Below are 17,608 nucleotides of genomic sequence, written 5' to 3' on the forward strand. Positions count from 1 at the left end.
GAGAACCAGTGAGTGACTTCGAAGGACTCGTTGCGATCGTCACCGGCGGTGCGCAGGGAATCGGCCTGGCCACGGCGAAACTGCTGCGCAGCAGGGGGGCCGAGGTTGCCGTACTCGACCTCAAACCGGACGGACTCCCGGACGACATCATGGGCATCCAGGCCGACGTCAGCGACGACGCCCAGGTCGAGTCCGCCGTGAACGCCGTGGTCGAGCGGTTCGGCCGGCTGGACGTCGTGGTGAACAACGCCGGTATCCCCGCGGTCGGGGACGTCGCCGCGAACAGCGACGACGAGTGGCTGCACGTACTGAATGTCAACGTGGTCGGAATGGTCAGGGTCGCCCGGCACGCCTTGCCTCATCTGCGGCGCTCGCCCTCCGCGGCGATCGTCAACACGTGCTCGATCGTGGCGTGGGCCGGCCACCAGATGCGGGCGCTGTATTCCACCAGCAAGGGCGCGGTGTACTCCCTGACGCTGGCCATGGCGGCGGACCACGCCCGCGAGGGCATCCGGGTCAACTGCGTCGCCCCCGGCACCACGGACACCCCGTGGGTCGAGAAGCAGCTCAACGGAACGGCGGATCCGGCGGCCGCACGGGAAGCGATGCACGCGTTCCTGACGCCGGGTCGCCTGGTGACCGCCGACGAGGTGGCCGGCGCGATCGCCTACCTGGCGAGCCCGCTGTCGGGCGCTTCCGTGGGCACGATGCTCGCCGTGGACGGCGGTCAGCACAGCCTGCGGCTGCGGCCGCAGGACCAGCAGCACCTCATCGGCCGCTGACCGCGTTCCGCCCAGGAGACCGACTGCCCACATCGAGGCCGAGCAGGTGATCGATCACCTGCTCGGCCTCGGTGCTTTTCCCACCGGAAATGACGCACCGCGTTGACTTTCTCCGCTGCGACTGCGCATCTCGCTTAGCCGAGCCGAGTCCTGCCCGTGCCACTCTTGGCATCGGGTGTTTCGGAGAATGAAGGCAGAGGGGAGCCGCGGAAGATGTCACGCGACCACGCACTGACCGAGAGGTACATGGAGAAGATAGGACGCGTCGTTGGTCCGGTCGACGCCGGCGAGTTCACTCGGGTATTCACCACAGGGTCGTACGCACCCCGGCCGATGTTCCTCTCCGCGGAAGAGGTCCAGCAGCTGACCCGGGACCTGGATGTGCTGCGTGGCGCGCTCTATCGCCTCCCGCGTCTTCTGTTCGACGGCGATATCGCCGAGTTCGCCAGGGTGAACGGAATGGAAAAGGCGCAGATACGCGCCATCGAGCGCTCCTCCGCTGCCGTGCCCGGCAATCTGACCAGCATGGGACGAGCGGATCTCTACGCCGACGAATCGGGTTTCCGCCTCATGGAATTCAACATGGGGAGCACGATCGGTTGGGACGGCGGAGGCATCTGCCGCGGAATCCTGGCGGATCCCGAGTTCAGCCGATTCGCCTCGGAGGAAGGACTCCAGTACGTCGACACCGCGGCGGAACAGGTCCGCACGATCCGGCACGAGATGGGACTGGCGGCCGACGCCCGCCCCGTCATCGCGCTCACCGAATGGCCCTCGAACTTGGCGGAGATGGGGGCGTACATGAGCGCTCTCGTGAATCTGTGGAGCGAGCACGGCCTGGAGGCGTATCAGTGTCACATCGGGCAGCTCGAGAGGCGGGACGGCAGGCTGTGGCTGGAGGACCGCCCGATCGACATCGTCTACCGGCAGTTCATGATGGAGGACCTGCTCGACGACAATGCCGATGCGTTGCTGGAACCCTTGCTCGGGGCGCTCGAAGACGGTGAGGTACGCATGTTCACCTCACTGGAGTCGGAGCTTTACGGCAGCAAGGCGTCGCTGGCCATGCTCTCCGACCGCACGCACCGGCACCTGTTCTCGGACGAGGAACTGGATGTGTTCGACCGTCTGCTCCCCTGGACTTCCTCGGTGACATCCGGACGTGTCGTCCTGGAGGACGGTACGCAAGCTTCGCTGATGGACCACGCGGTGGCACATCAGCACGAACTCATCCTCAAGCCCGCTCTGCTGCATGGCGGGCAGGGTGTGGTTCCGGGCTGGTCGTCGAACGTCACTCCGGAGGAATGGCGCCGGCGGCTGCTCGACGCCATGGACGGCCCTTACGTGCTGCAGAAGCGAATCCACGTGATTCCCGAGCCCTTTCCGGACCCGGACGGGGGTGTCCGGCCCTGGATCGTCACCTGGGGAGTGGTCATGATGGCGTCCGGATTCGGTGGACTGATGAACCGTTGTGCCCCTGCCGACGGGGACATCGAGGTGCTCAACCTCTTTCTTGGCGCGCTCGTCGGGTCCGGATTCCATGTCGGCCCGAGTCCGCGTACGTGACTCTCCGACGGTTTACCGGAATTTCCCCGACGGGTGCCCGGCAGCGGCGGCGCGCCCGGGCCGGTAAACGAAATGCGCAGTCGCGGGGGAGCGCGGTAACCGCCATGCGTCCCGGTGGATGAACTTGTCGCGGACGCTCATCACACCGGGTGCCCGTAGCGTCCTTTCAGCGGCAGAGCGACCTCCGAAAGGAGTGCCGCCACGTGGCCACCACACAGATCCAGTCCTGTCCGGAGCGCCAGGACGAACCGGAGGTCACGACGTTGAGCCCGGCGGCGCTCGCCCTCACGCCCGAGGCCGAAGAACTGTGCGAGCCGGTCGCCGAGCCGGCCATCCGAGTGAGGATCACGATGAGTTTCTCCCAAGTGTTCGATCCCGGCGTTCTGGCCCTGCCGCTGTTCGACGACGCACACCGCACCCTCGCCGACGAGATCGGGCAGTGGTGCGCGGACCGGGCCGAGGCATGGGCGCACCTGGACACCACCGATCCGGCCGCCACCGGCCGGGCCATGCTCGCCGAACTCGGCCGGTCGGGTTGGCTGCGCCACCTCGACCCCGACCAGCCCGACTCCGACGTCCGGTCCCTGTGCATCAGGCGCCAGGCCCTGGCTCACCACGAGGACCTGGCCGACTTCAGCTACTCGATCCAGGAACTCACCGCCGCCGCGATCGGCCGCCACGGCACCGACCGGCAGCGTCGCCGCTACCTGCCCGCACTGGCCACCGGGACCAGCGCAGGGGCGCTGGCTCTCTCCGAGCCCGGCGCCGGCTCCGACCTCGCCGCTGTGGTGCTCGAAGCGACCCCCGACGGGGACGGATTCGTCCTCAACGGAACCAAGACATGGATCGCGCAAGGCGACATCGCCGACGTGTGTGTCGTCCTGGCCCGCACCGGAGACGGACCCGGACCGCTGGGCCTGACCACCTTCCTCGTCGATGGTGACGCCCCCGGCTTCAAAGCCCAGGCCATCGACGCGATCGCGCCCCGCTCGTGGGCCGAACTGACGTTCACGGACGTCCGCGTGGGCCCCGAAGCCGTCCTCGGCGAACGCGGCCAGGGCCTCGTGGTCGCTCTCGACCTGCTCGAACGAGCGCGTGCGACCGTGGCAGCCGCCGCGATCGGCTTCGCCAGGCGCGCCCACCGGCTCGCAGTCGGCCACGCCCGTACCCGCAAGGCCTACGGAGGCCGCCTGGCGGACCTCCAGCTCGTCAGGTCCTCTCTCGCGGGCATGGACGTCAAGCTCTCGGCCGCCGCTTTGCTGACCGCCCGCGCCGCCTGGGCGATGGACCTTGACCTCGACCACGCCAAGCACTCCTCGACCGCCAAGCTCTACGCCACCGAGGCCGCCGGCGAGATCGTCGACAGCGCCGTCCAGATCTTCGGCGCCGCCGGGCTCGTCTCCGGCAGCGCGATGGAGCGGCTCTACCGCCAGATCCGTTCCCTGCGCATCTACGAGGGGTCGTCCGAAGTGATCGAGATGACGATCGCCGACGCCCTGTGAACGACCGCGCTCGACAAGGGAAGACACCCATGACGCCCCCTCACCTGTGGCTGCGCGCCGAGACCCACCCCGGCGAGCAACGCACCCCACTGACCCCTGCCGACACCGCCACGCTCGTCAAGCAGGGCGCGCAGGTGACCGTCGAGCACTCTTCCGCACGCTGCTACCCGATCGCCGACTACCTCGACGCCGGCGCCCGGCCCGTCCCCGCCCACTCCTGGACCGACGCGCCCGCCGACGCCCACGTCCTCGGGCTCAAGGCCCTTCCCGAGGACACCGCCGCTGTCGGCGGCCGCCACCTGTACTTCGCGCACGCCTACAAGGGGCAGCAAGGTGCCCGGGAACTCCTGGCCCGCTTCGTGACCGGGGGCGGCGAGATCCTCGACCTGGAACACCTCACCGACGCCCGCGAACGCCGCCTCGCCGCCTTCGGCCACTGGGCCGGCTACGTCGGTGCCGCGCTGGCGGTCCGGCACTGGACGGGCGACCTCGTCCGTCCACTGCGACCGACCACCAAGGACGTGCTCGACACCTTCCTCGGCCCGCTGTCGCGGCGGCCGCGCGTGCTCGTCGTCGGCGCCCGCGGACGCTGTGGCCGCGGCGCCCGCGCCGCGCTCGAACGCGCCGGCATCGACGCGACCCTGTGGGACCTGGCCGAGACCGCCGACCTCGACCGTGAGGCCATTCTCGACCACGACATCCTCATCAACGCCGTCCAGCTCACCGAACCCGGCGAGCCCTTCCTCGCCCCTGAGCACCTGCGAGCCGACCGCCGCCTCTCGCTCATCGTCGACGTCACCTGTGACGTCGGCGGCCCCACCCATCTGCTGCCGGTCTACAACCGGCTCACCAGCTGGGACGAGCCGGTCCGTGCCGTCGCCGACGGGCTCGCGGTCATCGCCATCGACAACCTTCCCTCCCTGCTGCCGCGCGAAGCCAGCGACGACTTCTCCGCCCAACTGGCCCCTCATCTGCCGCAGTTGCCCGACGGCGACTGCTGGGAACGCAGCCGGCGAGCCTTTCGCACGGCCCTGAGTGAGACGGATCTCCATGATGTCTGACCTTCCCGTCCGACCCACCGGGACCGTCCATTGGGTCGGCACCGGTCTGTCGACCGGCCGTACCGGACTCGACCTTCTCGGCCAGGGAGCCGAGGTCACCCTGTGGGGCCGCACCCGTGAACGGGCCGACGCCCGCCTCGAGGCGCTCGCCCCTGAAGCGCCGGTGCGGACGCGCGGCCTTGACCGCGACGACCTCGCGGCCGCGCTGCGTCCCGGTGACGTGCTCGTCTCCATGCTCCCGGCGGGCCACCACCCCGGCCTGCTGCGCACCGCCATCGACGCCGGAGCCCACTTCGCCTGCACCAGCTACACCTCGCCGGAGATCGAGGCACTCTCGAAAGAGGCGGTGGCGCGGCGCCTGGTGGTCCTCACCGAAGCGGGACTCGACCCCGGCATCGACCACCTCATGACTCACCTGCTGGTCGCGCAGGCGCGCGATGCTGTCGGTGACCGCGCCGACCGAGTCGCGCTGACCTCCTACTGCGGGGGTATCCCCGCCGAACCGAACGAGTTCCGCTACCGGTTCAGCTGGGCCCCGCTGGGAGTGCTGACCGCCCTCACCGCCCCTGCCCGGTACGTGCGTGACGGCCAGGTACGCGAAGTCGAGCGACCCTGGGAGGCCACCGAGGAGCTCGTGCTCGACGGCGAGGTCTTCGAGGTCTATCCCAACCGCGACAGCGTCGGCTTCATCGACCAGTACGGCTTCCCCGAAGGCTGGCGCACCGACGCCTTCGTCCGCGGCACTCTGCGTCCACAGGGATGGAGGGCGGCGTGGAAGGGCGTGTTCGACACCGTCGCCTCCGGCGACCGCGTCCGCCTCGCCGCCCTGGCCGACGAGCTGGCCGAGCGGTACCCGACCACCGACACCGACCGCGACCGTGTCGTCCTCACCGTCGGCCTGGACGTCGAACACGACGGCCGGCACTGGTCCGGCAGCTACCGGCTCGATGTGAGCGGTGACGACACCGACACCGCGATGGCCCGGTGCGTCTCGACCACCGTCGCCTCCGGCGTCGAACGCGTCCTCGCCGCAGCCCTACCGCCCGGCCTGCAGCGGGCCGCCGTCGACACCGAAGAGGCGAGCCGCCTGCTCGACCGGCTCGCCCGGGCCGGCCTGCCCTGCACTCTCCGATCAACCGATCAGGAACGACAGCACTGATCCCGGTCTACGACCAGACACCGATGGCCCGCGGACGCCGGATCCGGCAAGCGTCGTGAAACGGGCTCAACAGCCTGCACCTCCTAGGGAAGGACTTGACGTGGGACCTGTACCGAAGCCAATGAGGACGTCCGGTTCCGCCGAGCAGACCAGTCACCACCGGCTCGTCGGCATCGGCGCAGGCCCAGCCAACCTGAGTCTGGCCGCACTGCTGCACGGCGATCCGGAGCAGCCGAACCTCTTCATCGACCGCAAGCCGAGCTTCACCTGGCACGACGACCAACTCGTCACCGGCGCGACCCTCCAGGTGTCGATCTTCAAGGACCTGGTGAGCCTGTCCGACCCGACCAACCGGTTCTCGTTCCTGTCCTATCTGCACGAGCACGGCCGGATATATCACTTCCTCAACGCCCAGTTCGCCGAGGTGCCCCGCACCGAGTTCCGCAACTACCTGGCCTGGGCGGCCGAGACCAACGAGAACGTGGCCTTCTCCGAGACCGTCGAACGGGTCGACTTCGACGGGGTCTTCCGCGTCACCACCGATCGTCGCCAGGTCACCGCGGACAACATCGCCGTGGGCGTCGGCACCGTTCCGTGGGTGCCCGAGTTCGCCGTCCCGCACCTGGGCGCGGGGCACTTCCACGTCAGCCAGTATCTGAGGCACGCGAAGGAACTGGCGGGCAAGCGGGTCGCGGTGGTCGGCGGTGGCCAGTCCGGGGCCGAGGCGTTCCTCGATCTGATCTCGCGGTCCGAATCCGAGCGTCCGGCCTGGGTCTCGTGGGTCTCCCGACGCCGCAACTACTTCCCGATCGACGACTCGACCTTCACCAACGATTTCTACATGCCGGAGTACTCCGAGTACTTCTACCGGCTGTCGGAGTCCAAGCGTGCCGAGCTCAACTCGGCCCACATGCTGAGCTCGGACGGGATCTCCGAGTCGACCCTCCGGGCGATCTACCAGGAGCTGTACCGACTCCAGTTCATCGAGCGGGACGAGCACCGATTCGGGCTCCTGCCCAACCGGACCGTCGTGGCCGCCGACCGCACGGGCAGCGGGGCCTTCGAAGTGACGCTGCGTCACAACGACGAGTCCGGCCAGAGCCAGTGTCTTCCGGTCGACGCGGTGGTGTGGGCAACCGGCTTCCGCCCCGCCCCCAAGACGTTCCTGGAGCCGTTGACGGACCGCATCGAGACCGAGAACGGCGAGGTCCGTGTCAACGAGGACTTCGCGGTCACCTGGGACGGCCCGCTCGACCGGAACATCTTCATGCAGAACGCGGTGCGCGGTCAGCGAGGCCTGCCCGACGTGAACCTGAGTCTGAACGCCTGGCGGGCCCAGCGCATCGCCAGCCGTCTGCGAGGCTGCAGCGCCCCCGAAATGGCGATGTCGTTCATCGACTGGTCGGCCAAGGACGGGCGGGGCACTCAGTGGACACTGTAGATCTCGCAGTCGTCGGCGGCGGGGTCATCGGTGCGCTCGTCGCCCACGAAGCGGTCACGGCTTTCCCCGACGCGCGGGTCGCCGTCCTGGAACGCGGCCTGATCGGCCAGGGTGCCTCCAGCCGCTCCGCCGGCGTCCATTTCCCGCGCGGCGCGACCCCGCGGGTCAGGTCCATGAGCGAGCACTCCCATCGCGTCTGGGAACGTCTGGCCACCGAACTCGACCTGCCGATCCGTGAGGTGGACGCGACGGTCGTCTCCACCGGCGACGCCGACGCGCTCTCCACCACCTACCCACGACTCGGTGACGAGACAGCCCCGGCCGACCCGGCCCGCGGCTGGGCGGCTCCGCCGGAGGGCCGTGCGTGGACCCTGCCCGGTTGCCACTACGCCGACGTCCAAGGAGTCGCCGGCCGCGTGCTGGCCAGGCTCCGCGACCGCGTGACCGTTCTGGAGGGAACCGAGGTCACGGAACTCGCCTCCGACGGCGCGTACCACCGCCTCACCCTCGGCCAGGGGCGCGAGTTGCTCGCCCGGCGGGTCGTCCTGGCCCCCGGTCCGTGGCTCGCGCACCCCGCCTGGGCCGACCTGGTCGCCCCGCTCGGCCTTCGCGTCAAGAAGGTCGTCGCCACCCATGTCGAGTCGACTCCCGGGCCCGACGATCCACTCACGATCTTCCACGACGAGGACGCCTTCCTCCTGCCGCTCCACGGGCGCGGACACTTCCTGTTCAGCTACACATGCGATCGCTGGGACGTCGCCCCCGACGACGTCGAACTCGCCTTGGAGCGTTCCGATCTCGACGATGCCCAGGCCGTCCTGGGCCGCTTCGCGCCCGACCTGGCGGCCCGGTGCGACTCCGGCCGGGTCTTCTGCGACGCCTACAGCCCGAGCCGCGAACCCGTGATCACCGAACTGAGGCCCGGCCTGGTCTTCGCCGGAGCCGCCAACGGCTCCGGCTACCGCCTGGCACCCGCCATCGCTGCCGAGACCGTCGCCGCCCTGGATCTCACACCGACCCGAACCCTCTCCCAGCCACGACAGAGGCAGTCATGATCCTCAACTATTACAGCGAATCCGAACTGTCCGAAGCCTTCGGCATCGACATGTCCTCGGTCGAGGGCCTCGGCGTCGGTGCCGGCTGGGGGCGTGTCGCCCCCGGCGTCACCTCGACCAGTCACCAGCACGACGAGACCGAGTTCTTCGTCATCGTCGCCGGTACGGGCGAGCTGAGCATCGACGGTCGCACCCATCCGGCCCGGCCCGGCACCGTGGTTCTGTTCGAGCCGTTCGAATCGCACACCATCACCAACACCGGCGAGACGGACCTGGTCTTCTTCACCCAGTACTGGCGCGACTCGGCCCGTGCCCGTGCCTCGGCGCTGTCACGTACTCGCGCGAACCACACCGAGCGCCCCCAGTTCGTGTTCTCCACTCCGCCGACCCCCAACGGCGACCTGCATCTCGGCCACCTCTCCGGCCCCTACCTCGGTGCCGACGTCTACGTCCGCTACCAGCGCCTCAGCGGCAACCGGGCCTGGCACCTGACCGGCAGTGACGACTTCCAGAGCTACGTCACGGCCGTCGCCGCTCGCGAGAACTCCACCCCCGCCGAGGTCGCCGCCCACTACTCGGCCGAGATCGCCGCGACGCTCAAGGCGATGGACATCGAGGTCGACCAGTACTACGTCACCAGCGTGGACGAGGGCTACCCCGAAGGCCTCCAGCGCTTCTTCACCCGGCTGGTCGAGTCCGGACAGGTCAGCCCCAAAACAACGCCTGGCCTTGTCGACTCCGAGACGGGCGAGTACCTCTACGAAGTCAACGTCGGCGGCACCTGCCCCAGTTGTTCCCACGGCGCCGGTGGCAACATCTGCGAAGAATGCGGCGAGCCCAACCTGGTCGCCGACCTCGTTGATCCGACCTCCGGCATCAGCAGCACCACACCGAAGAACGCCGACGTCGAGCGCTACACGCTGCCGCTGCACGAGTTCGCCGACGCCGTCGCCGACCACCACCGACGCGGCCGTGTTCCGGTCCGGCTGCGCGAACTGGCCCAGCGGGTCTTCGCCCGCGAGACGCTCGACCTGCCGATCTCCCATCCTTCCGACTGGGGAGTGCGGCCCGCCGAGGACGATCTGGACGGCCAGGTCATCTGGGTCTGGCCGGAGATGAGCCACGGCTTCCTCCACGGCATCGAACGGCTCGGTGCCGGTCTGGGGGAGGGCTGGTCGAAGGAGGTGCCTTCCCCCGACTGGAAGATCGTGCACTTCTTCGGCTACGACAACAGCTTCTACCACTCGATTCTCTACCCGGTCCTGTACCAACTGGCCTTCCCGGAGTGGAACCCGGACGTCGACTACCACGTCAACGAGTTCTACCTGCTCGAAGGCCAGAAGTTCTCCACCAGCCGGCGGCACGCGATCTGGGGCAAGGAGATTCTTACCCCCGACACCGTCGACGCCGTCCGCTACTACCTCTCCCGCACCCGCCCCGAGGGCGAGCGCACTGATTTCCGTCGCGCCGAATTCGACCGCGCCTGCGCCGACACGCTCGTCGGCCAGTGGGAGGAGTGGCTCAACGGCCTGGGCGACCGTATCGATGGTCGGTTCAGCGGCGTCGTCCCTGACGCGGGCACCTGGACCAGCGAGCACACCGCCTTCCTGGCTCGCCTGTCGCTGCGGCTCGACGAGATCACCGCCGCACTCAATCCCGAAGGCTTCTCGCTGAGGTCCGCCGCCACCGCACTCGACGGCATCGTCGCCGATGTCCGTGCCTTCTCCCGTCAGCAGTCCGCCTTGGCCCAGGACGACCGCTGGAGCTCCGAGGCCCGCACCGCCATCGCTCTCGAACTGGCCGCGGCCCGCCTCCTCGCCACCGTCTCGGCTCCCCTGATGCCGCGCTTCTCGGCCAAGCTGGCCGCCGCCCTCGGCATCCCGGCGATCGAAACCTGGCCCGACACGGCCGACCTGGTCGAGCCCGGCAGCCGCTGCACCCTCTCGGGCAGCCGCTTCTTCAGCACCGGCGAGCAGCGATGACCGACTCGATCATCAACCGCATCATCGCCACCAGGCCCGACCATGACGGTGCCCTCACCGTCGCCGGCCTCGGCCACCGCACCACCATGCCGCTGGCCGAGTTCCACGACCGGGCCAGGGCCGTCGCCGGAGCCCTGCGCCGCCGGGGCATCGGACCGGGCCACCGCATCGGCATCCTCTCGGCCAACCGTCTCGAATGGGTGCTGCTCGACCTTGCCGCCCTCATGATCAAGGCACAGACCGCGGGTTTCGAGCCCGGCAAGTTCAGTGCCGACGGCGACTTGATCGAGCGCTACGACCTCGACCTTCTCTGCACCGACGTGCCGCTGTCCGATCACGCCCCGTCCCGGGCCATGTCGATCTCGGCCATCGCCGGCTACGCCGAGGAAGCCACCGCGGCGTTCGACCCGGTCGAATGGGGCGCCACGGAATGCACCACCGTCAAGTTCACCTCCGGCTCCACCGGAGTTCCCAAGGGACTTGAGGCCACCGTCGGCAGCATCGACTCCTCGCTGCACGATGTGCAGAGCCTGTTCGACCATCGTCCGGGTGACAACATCCTTTCTTTTCTGCCCCTCTCGCTTCTTCAACAGCGCTACTGGCTCTATTCGGCGCTGTATTGGGGGCACGACATCACCATCACGACCTACCAGTCCGTCTTCGCCGTGATGCCGACCGTCCGCCCCACGGTCGTCATGGGGGTCCCCGCCTTCTTCGACACCGCCAGGCGACACCTCGAAAGCAGCCTCACCGACGGCGTCGAGCCCGCCAAGGCCGCCACCGAACTCTTCGGCGACCGCATCCGCTACCTGTGGACGGGCTCGGCCCCCGCCGACTCGTCCACGCTCAGGTTCTACGACGAAGCCGGGCTTCCCCTCTACGAGGGCTACGGCCTCAACGAAACCTGTATCGCCACCAAGAACCACCCCGGCGCCCATCGTGAAGGCAGCGTGGGCCGGCCTCTCCCCGGCAAGGGGATCATCATCGACGACGAGGGTGTGGTCTGCGTCCGCAGCGACCACCCGGTCAACACCGCCTACACATATGCCGCCCCCGGTGACAGCGAACGCATGTTCAAGCCCGGCGGTGTCGTCCGTACCGGGGACCTCGGCCGCCTCGACGAAGACGGCTTCTTGTACATCCTTGGACGCACCGACGATGTCATCGTCCTCGACAACGCCAAGAAGATCATCGTCAGGCCCGTCGAGACTCGTTTCCGTGACACCGGTGCGGTGGCCGAATGTGTCCTCTACTTCCCCAGCCAAGCCGGACTGGTCGCCGTCGTCTCCCCCCACCCCGGCCCGGTCGACACCACGGCGATCGCCCAGGCGCTCGCCTCGGTCAACGCAGCGTCCGAACGCGACGAGCGGATCTCCCGCGTCATCGTCGCCGACGAACCGTTCACCGTGGAAAACGGGCTCCTCACTTCTCAGTTCAAACCGATCCGCAAGCGCATCGCCGACCGTTACCGCCACCGCATCGACGACCCGAAGGCAGGTATCCATGCCCACTGACCTCGACACCCTGGCCCGCGAAAAGCTCTCCAAGGTGCTGCGTGACCACCCCGATCCCGTGGCCCTCGACCCCGACGAGGACCTCGTCCAGACCTATGGGATCACCTCCCTCAACAAGGTTCTGTTCCTGACCTCCCTGTGCAAGGAGGCCGAAGTCGGTCTCGACAAGTTCACCGAAGACGACCTCGCCGGCATGCGCACCCTCGGTGATGTCGTTGACGCCCTCCGGCCCCACGCCCCCCAGAAGGGATGAGGTTCTTGAGCCACACTGCCTGGAGCCAGAGCGCGTCCACGCTCCTTGCGAACGAGCACGTCGAACTCCATCCCATCTCGGAGAGCGACCGCGAACCGCTTCGCAAAATCGCATTCGATCAGCGCATCTGGACGTACTTCGTTTCCCGGGTCGAGAGCGACACCGACTTCGACCCGTTCTTCGACGCCATGCTCGCCGACCAGAACAGCGGCAAACGTGCGGTCTACATCATCGTCGACAAGAGCACCGGAGAGACCGCTGGAAGCAGCAGCTACGGCAACCTCGCCGAAGCGGACCGGCGCCTTGAGATCGGATGGTCATGGCTCGGTGCCGACTTCCAGGGGAAGGGCGTCAACCGGTGGGCCAAGTACCTCCTTCTGCAGCACGCGTTCGACGTCATGGGAGCTGAGCGCGTCGAATTCAAGACCGACGTCCTCAACGATCAGGCCCGGGCCGGCCTGCGCAAGATCGGTGCATACGAGGAAGGCGTCATGCGCAGCTTCAACCCCATGCCCGAAGGCAGGAGGCGGGACGCGATCTACTATTCGGTTCTCCGCGCCGAATGGCCCTCGGTCCGGGACCAGCTGAGCCGACTCGGCAGGGCTGTCAACCCGTGCGCATGAACAGCGTGCCACTCCTCGAGCTGTCCGGCCCGGCGCACGCCCGTGGGTTCGCACACGGACGCGCGCTGGCCGGACGGCTCCGCGGCTTTCTCGACGACTCGCTCGCCCGCCTCGGCCACCTCGGCGACCGGCCGGTGGACCTCGACTCACTGCGACCGGGCATCGCCGCCCACCGTGAGGTCGTCGCCACCGCGTTGCCGGACCTCGCGGACGAGGTCGACGGTCTCGCCGCCGGCGCCGGAGTCGACCGGGACGCGGCCTGGCTGCTGCAACTGCGCCGCGAGCTGCTGGGCTACAGCCGTGTCACCGGCGGGGACTGCACCACCTATGCCTCGGTCCGCGGCCGGCCGGTGCTGGCGCAGACGGTCGACCTGAACGGGAACCTCGACGACCAGATCGCCGTCCTGGCGGTCTCCGGACCGCGCCACCGCTCCCTGGTGCTCAGCTTCGCCGGACTCCTGGGCTACCTCGGCGTCAACGACGCCGGAATCGCCGTGGGCCTCAACCTCGTCCTCGGCGGTGCATGGGAGCCGGGAGTGCCGCCGTACCTGGCGATCCGGCACGTGCTGGACAGCGCCGGCAGTGTAGACGAGGCCGTCGAGACGCTGTGCGCACTCCCGTTGGCCAGCTCGCGCTCGTTCATGATCTGCGGCGAGGAGCGGGCCGTGTGCGTCGAAGCCCTGGGCGCGGAGCGGCGCGTCCTCGAAGGTGACGACCTGGCGCACACCAACCACTTCCTGGCCCCGGATTTCGCCGAAAGAGACGAGATCAACGTCTTCGCCAAGAACTCGTCGAGGCGACGCCTCGAGACAGTCCGAGAGGCGGGCATTCCGGATGCCGGCGATACCGCGAGCCATCACCGGCTCCTCGCGACGCCGCCGATCCTCGTGCCGGACAACGGCGACATCCGACGCGAGCGGACCGTTGCGGCAGTGCTGTTGCGCCCCGATCTGGGGGAGTTCCGGCTGTGGCCGGGTGATCCGTCCACCGCGCAGGAGCACGTTCACTCTTTGCCGTCGCGGTCGGCGTTCGGGCTCGCGTCGAGTAATCGCAACGCGTAGTCGCGCGGCGTGAAAGTCAGTCCGGTGCGTCCCTCGGAATGCGTTGATCGCGGACGCGGGCGACACGGGTTGATTCGTAGTTTCCCTTCCATGGGTGGTCGGTTCGGACTGAAGGGAGTTGTGGTGACAGGTCGGAGTGTGTCGGTGAGAGGGGTGTTCTCGTGATCCGCGTGGCAGTGGCCGGTGCGGCCGGTTATATCGGCGGGGAGTTGCTGCGGCTGTTGCTGGGACATCCCGAGGTCGAGGTGGTGGGCGCGGTCTCGTCCCGTTTCCCGGGGAAACGGGTCGACGGTGTGCACCCGAATCTGCGGTCCACCACCGATCTGACGTTCTGTTCGGCCGAGGAGGTCGAGGAGTGCGACGCGGTGTTCCTGGCGCTGCCGCACCGGGTGGCGATGACCCAGATCGATCAGTGGACCCAGCGGTCCAAGCTCGTCGTCGATCTGACCGGGGACTTCCGGCTCGATGACACCGAAGTCTTCCAGCGTTACTACGACGAGGAGCACCAGGCCCCGCACCTGCTGGACGATTTCGTGCCCGGCCTTCCCGAACTGCACCGCGAGAGCCTGCGCACCGCAGACCTGATCAGTGTTCCCGGCTGCATGGCCGCGGCCGGCGTGCTCGCCCTGTACCCCCTGGTGGCCCGTGATCTGATCGATCTCGAGCAAGGGGCGCAGTTCGATGCCCGTACCGGTTCCAGCGGCTCGGGCGCCACCGCCGGCCCGGCCAACCTGCACGCCGAACGCAGCGGTGCCATGCGCGTGTTCGCGCCCACCGGTCACCGGCACGAAGCCGAGATCTCGCGGCATCTGGGCCTGCCGGCCGCGATGACCGCCACCGGCGTCGAAGCGGTCCGCGGAGTCCAGACCATCTGCCATGCCACCCTGCGCCCCGGCGTGGACAAGCAGACCGTGCGCCGAGCCTTTCGCGAGCAGTACGCCAAGGAACCCTTCGTCCGCGTCGTCGCGCACCAACGCGGCATCTTCCGCTACCCCGACCCGAAGATCCTCCTCGGCTCGAACTACTGCGACGTCGGCTACGCCGTCGACGAGGCCGCCGGCCGTCTGACCACGATCGCCGCCCTGGACAACCTCGTCAAAGGCGGCGCCGGCAACGCCCTGCAATGCCTCAACATCCGCATGGGCCTGCCCGAGACGCTCGGCCTGACCTTCCCCGGCCTCCACCCCCTGTGAACCCCGGCCAACCGGAGAGACCGTGACCCCCAAACCGCTGACCGTCGTCAAATGCGGCGGCAATCCGGCCGTCGACGCCGCGGGCATCTGCGCCGACATCGCCCGTCTCGTCCACGAAGGACACTCGGTCCTTCTCGTCCATGGAGGCTCCGGCGAGATCGGGCGCCTCGCCGGCAGACTCGGCGTCGCACAACGCACCCTCGTCGCCCCGGACAACGTGTCCACGCGCTACACCGACCCGGAGACCCTCGAAGTGGTCGTCCTCGCCCTGGCCGGCGCGGTCAAGCCCGGACTCGTGGCGGAACTCTCCCGACACAAGGTGCCCTCGGTCGGCCTCACCGGCATGGACGGCGGAATGCTTCGCGCCCGACGGAAATCCGCCGTCCGCGCCGTCGTCGACGGCCGCACCGTCCTGATCCGCGACAACCACAGCGGCCGGATCACCACGGTCCGCACCGAACTCCCCGAGACCCTCCTGCAGGCCGGCTACGTACCGGTGATCTCACCGCCCGCCATCGACGAACACGACCAGCCCGTCAACGTCGATGCCGACCGTGCCGCGGCGGCACTGGCCGCCGCACTCGGCGCCGACCAGCTCCTCCTGCTCACCGGCGCACCCGGTGTACTCGCCGACCCCGACGACCCCACCAGCGTGCAGAGCACCCACCAGATATCCCCCACCGGCCCACCCGACCCGTCCGCCACGGGCGGCATGGCGCTCAAGCTCATCGCCGCACGCGAAGCGCTCACCGGCGGAGTCGGCACCGTACGCATCGCGGACGGACGCGCCTCCGAGCCCGTCAGCCGAGCACTCGCAGGGGCCGGCACCACGGTGCACGTCTCCCGCGCGGGGGCGCCGACCCACAGCTCACGCCAAAGGGAGATCCGCACATGAGCGAACCGCATGGCACATCAGCCGACTGGCAGGGCGGCACGGTCTGGCTGACCGGGCTGCCGAGCGCGGGCAAGACCACCATCGCGGTGGGTCTCGCCGACCGACTGCGCTCCGGTGGACACCGGGTTCAGGTGCTCGACGGTGACGAAGTCCGGGCCGCCCTCTCCGCGGAACTCGGATTCTCGAAGGAGGACAGGGACACCAACGTGCGGCGGATCGGCTACGTGGCCGCTCTGCTCGCCGAGCACGGCGTCACGGTGCTGGTGCCGGTCATCGCCCCCTACGCGCTGTCCCGCGCGGCGGTCCGGGACCTGCACGCGGCGCGCGGCGTCCCCTACCTCGAGGTGCACGTGGCGGCTCCGGTGGAGATCTGCGCCGACCGGGACGTCAAGGGCCTCTACGCCAGGCAGGCGGCGGGCGAGCTCAGCGGTCTCACCGGGGCGGACGACCCCTATGAGGCGCCCGTCGACCCCGATCTGCGTGTCCTCACGCAGTATCAGACAGTCGACGAATCGGTCCGGCAGGTGCGTGCGCTGCTCACGGCACGAGGTCTGTCGTGACCGCCGCCGCGCGGGCGGTGCCCGCCGGCCGTACCGGACGCTCCGGCCCGGGAGTGGATCCGGTGGCCCCGCTGACGCACCTGGACATGCTGGAGGCCGAGGCGGCCCACATCTTCCGTGAGGTGGCGGGGGAGTTCGACCGGTCGACGCTGCTGTTCTCCGGCGGCAAGGACTCGATCGTCATGCTGCACGTGGCGCTCAAGGCGTTCGCCCCGGCGCCACTGCCGTTCTCCCTGTTGCACGTGGACACCGGTCACAACTTCCCCGAGGTGATCGCCTACCGCGACCGGATCGTCGAGAAGCACGGTCTGAGGCTCGATGTGGCATCCGTGCAGTCGTACATCGACGACGGAACACTCCGCGAGCGGCCGGACGGCACCCGCAATCCGCTCCAGACCCTGCCGCTCCTGGACGCCGTGCGAGACGGCCGCTTCGGCGCGGTGTTCGGCGGCGGCCGGCGCGACGAGGAGAAGGCCCGCGCCAAGGAACGGGTCTTCAGTCTGCGGGACGAGTTCGGCGCCTGGGAGCCGCGCAGACAGCGGCCCGAGCTGTGGCAGCTCTACAACGGTCACCATCAGCCCGGTGAGCACTTCCGCGTCTTCCCCCTGTCCAACTGGACCGAGCTGGACGTCTGGCAGTACATCGAGCAGGAAGGCATCGAACTGCCGGAGATCTACTTCGCGCACTGGCGGAAGGTGTTCCGGCGCGACGGCATGTGGCTGGCGCCCGGCGACTGGGGCGGCCCCCGGGACGACGAGTCCCTGTGCGAGCGCCGGGTCCGGTACCGCACGGTGGGCGACATGTCCTGCACCGGCGCGGTCGACTCGTCCGCCTCGACGGTGGGAGAGGTGATCACGGAGATCGCCGCGAGCCGCGTGACCGAGCGCGGCGCGAGCAGGGCCGACGACCGGATGTCCGAGGCAGCCATGGAGGACCGCAAGCGAGAAGGGTACTTCTAGAC

General features: G+C 68.9%; 16 protein-coding genes. All 16 read left to right on the forward strand.

Annotated features, from left to right (window positions below):
- The first annotated feature begins 8 nt into the window (after positions 1–8).
- Entirely contained in the window at positions 9–782 is a 774-nt protein-coding gene (locus ACWBNA_RS02630) for an SDR family NAD(P)-dependent oxidoreductase (RefSeq protein WP_482701859.1), read from the forward strand.
- A 246-nt stretch (positions 783–1,028) separates the two neighbouring features.
- Complete coding sequence (locus ACWBNA_RS02635) at positions 1,029–2,348, forward strand: hypothetical protein (protein WP_482701861.1); 1,320 nt, start codon at positions 1,029–1,031, stop codon at positions 2,346–2,348.
- Between the two features lie 203 nt (positions 2,349–2,551).
- Positions 2,552–3,850, forward strand: a complete 1,299-nt coding sequence (locus ACWBNA_RS02640; RefSeq protein ID WP_482701863.1) for an acyl-CoA dehydrogenase family protein — start codon at positions 2,552–2,554, stop codon at positions 3,848–3,850.
- 29 nt (positions 3,851–3,879) lie between these two features.
- Positions 3,880–4,911, forward strand: coding sequence for a saccharopine dehydrogenase (locus ACWBNA_RS02645; RefSeq protein WP_482701865.1), 1,032 nt, complete (start codon positions 3,880–3,882; stop codon positions 4,909–4,911).
- Positions 4,901–6,070, forward strand: a complete 1,170-nt coding sequence (locus ACWBNA_RS02650) for a saccharopine dehydrogenase family protein (RefSeq protein WP_482701866.1) — start codon at positions 4,901–4,903, stop codon at positions 6,068–6,070. The genes ACWBNA_RS02645 and ACWBNA_RS02650 overlap by 11 nt, the downstream gene beginning before the upstream one ends.
- 121 nt (positions 6,071–6,191) lie before the next feature.
- The gene (locus tag ACWBNA_RS02655) at positions 6,192–7,511 is read left to right on the forward strand and encodes a lysine N(6)-hydroxylase/L-ornithine N(5)-oxygenase family protein (protein ID WP_482702423.1); all 1,320 of its coding nucleotides are present in this window, start codon (positions 6,192–6,194) and stop codon (positions 7,509–7,511) included.
- Positions 7,499–8,566 (forward strand): NAD(P)/FAD-dependent oxidoreductase, encoded by a 1,068-nt coding sequence (locus ACWBNA_RS02660; RefSeq protein WP_482701868.1) that lies wholly within the window; start codon positions 7,499–7,501, stop codon positions 8,564–8,566. Before ACWBNA_RS02655 ends, ACWBNA_RS02660 begins: the two co-directional genes overlap by 13 nt.
- Complete coding sequence (locus ACWBNA_RS02665) at positions 8,563–10,548, forward strand: class I tRNA ligase family protein (RefSeq protein ID WP_482701870.1); 1,986 nt, start codon at positions 8,563–8,565, stop codon at positions 10,546–10,548. The genes ACWBNA_RS02660 and ACWBNA_RS02665 overlap by 4 nt, the downstream gene beginning before the upstream one ends.
- Positions 10,545–12,062, forward strand: coding sequence for an AMP-binding protein (locus tag ACWBNA_RS02670; RefSeq protein WP_482701871.1), 1,518 nt, complete (start codon positions 10,545–10,547; stop codon positions 12,060–12,062). The genes ACWBNA_RS02665 and ACWBNA_RS02670 overlap by 4 nt, the downstream gene beginning before the upstream one ends.
- Positions 12,052–12,315 (forward strand): acyl carrier protein, encoded by a 264-nt coding sequence (locus ACWBNA_RS02675; protein ID WP_482701873.1) that lies wholly within the window; start codon positions 12,052–12,054, stop codon positions 12,313–12,315. Before ACWBNA_RS02670 ends, ACWBNA_RS02675 begins: the two co-directional genes overlap by 11 nt.
- Complete coding sequence (locus ACWBNA_RS02680) at positions 12,312–12,938, forward strand: GNAT family N-acetyltransferase (RefSeq protein ID WP_482701875.1); 627 nt, start codon at positions 12,312–12,314, stop codon at positions 12,936–12,938. The genes ACWBNA_RS02675 and ACWBNA_RS02680 overlap by 4 nt, the downstream gene beginning before the upstream one ends.
- Positions 12,935–13,999, forward strand: a complete 1,065-nt coding sequence (locus tag ACWBNA_RS02685; RefSeq protein WP_482701877.1) for a C45 family autoproteolytic acyltransferase/hydrolase — start codon at positions 12,935–12,937, stop codon at positions 13,997–13,999. Before ACWBNA_RS02680 ends, ACWBNA_RS02685 begins: the two co-directional genes overlap by 4 nt.
- A 161-nt stretch (positions 14,000–14,160) precedes the next feature.
- Entirely contained in the window at positions 14,161–15,192 is a 1,032-nt protein-coding gene (argC, locus tag ACWBNA_RS02690; protein ID WP_482701879.1) for an N-acetyl-gamma-glutamyl-phosphate reductase, read from the forward strand.
- Positions 15,193–15,214: 22 nt separating this feature from the next.
- Entirely contained in the window at positions 15,215–16,087 is an 873-nt protein-coding gene (locus ACWBNA_RS02695; protein ID WP_482701881.1) for a [LysW]-aminoadipate kinase, read from the forward strand.
- Positions 16,084–16,647: an adenylyl-sulfate kinase gene (cysC, locus tag ACWBNA_RS02700; RefSeq protein ID WP_482701882.1), complete on the forward strand. Its 564-nt coding sequence runs from the start codon at positions 16,084–16,086 to the stop codon at positions 16,645–16,647. Before ACWBNA_RS02695 ends, cysC begins: the two co-directional genes overlap by 4 nt.
- An 86-nt stretch (positions 16,648–16,733) precedes the next feature.
- Entirely contained in the window at positions 16,734–17,606 is an 873-nt protein-coding gene (gene cysD, locus ACWBNA_RS02705; RefSeq protein WP_482702426.1) for a sulfate adenylyltransferase subunit CysD, read from the forward strand.
- Positions 17,607–17,608: the final 2 nt, after the last annotated feature.

This window comes from Streptomyces sp. Q2 (assembly GCF_056820935.1).

Bases quoted from the DNA above. Each gene is read 5' to 3' on its own strand.
- cysD (WP_482702426.1), top strand. From the start codon at position 16,734: ATGCTGGAGGCCGAGGCGGCCCACATCTTCCGTGAGGTGGCGGGGGAG.
- ACWBNA_RS02655 (WP_482702423.1), top strand. From the start codon at position 6,192: ATGAGGACGTCCGGTTCCGCCGAGCAGACCAGTCACCACCGGCTCGTC.
- ACWBNA_RS02670 (WP_482701871.1), top strand. From the start codon at position 10,545: ATGACCGACTCGATCATCAACCGCATCATCGCCACCAGGCCCGACCAT.
- ACWBNA_RS02665 (WP_482701870.1), top strand. From the start codon at position 8,563: ATGATCCTCAACTATTACAGCGAATCCGAACTGTCCGAAGCCTTCGGC.
- ACWBNA_RS02650 (WP_482701866.1), top strand. From the start codon at position 4,901: ATGATGTCTGACCTTCCCGTCCGACCCACCGGGACCGTCCATTGGGTC.
- cysC (WP_482701882.1), top strand. From the start codon at position 16,084: ATGAGCGAACCGCATGGCACATCAGCCGACTGGCAGGGCGGCACGGTC.
- ACWBNA_RS02645 (WP_482701865.1), top strand. From the start codon at position 3,880: ATGACGCCCCCTCACCTGTGGCTGCGCGCCGAGACCCACCCCGGCGAG.
- ACWBNA_RS02680 (WP_482701875.1), top strand. From the start codon at position 12,312: ATGAGGTTCTTGAGCCACACTGCCTGGAGCCAGAGCGCGTCCACGCTC.
- ACWBNA_RS02635 (WP_482701861.1), top strand. From the start codon at position 1,029: ATGGAGAAGATAGGACGCGTCGTTGGTCCGGTCGACGCCGGCGAGTTC.
- ACWBNA_RS02675 (WP_482701873.1), top strand. From the start codon at position 12,052: ATGCCCACTGACCTCGACACCCTGGCCCGCGAAAAGCTCTCCAAGGTG.
- ACWBNA_RS02685 (WP_482701877.1), top strand. From the start codon at position 12,935: ATGAACAGCGTGCCACTCCTCGAGCTGTCCGGCCCGGCGCACGCCCGT.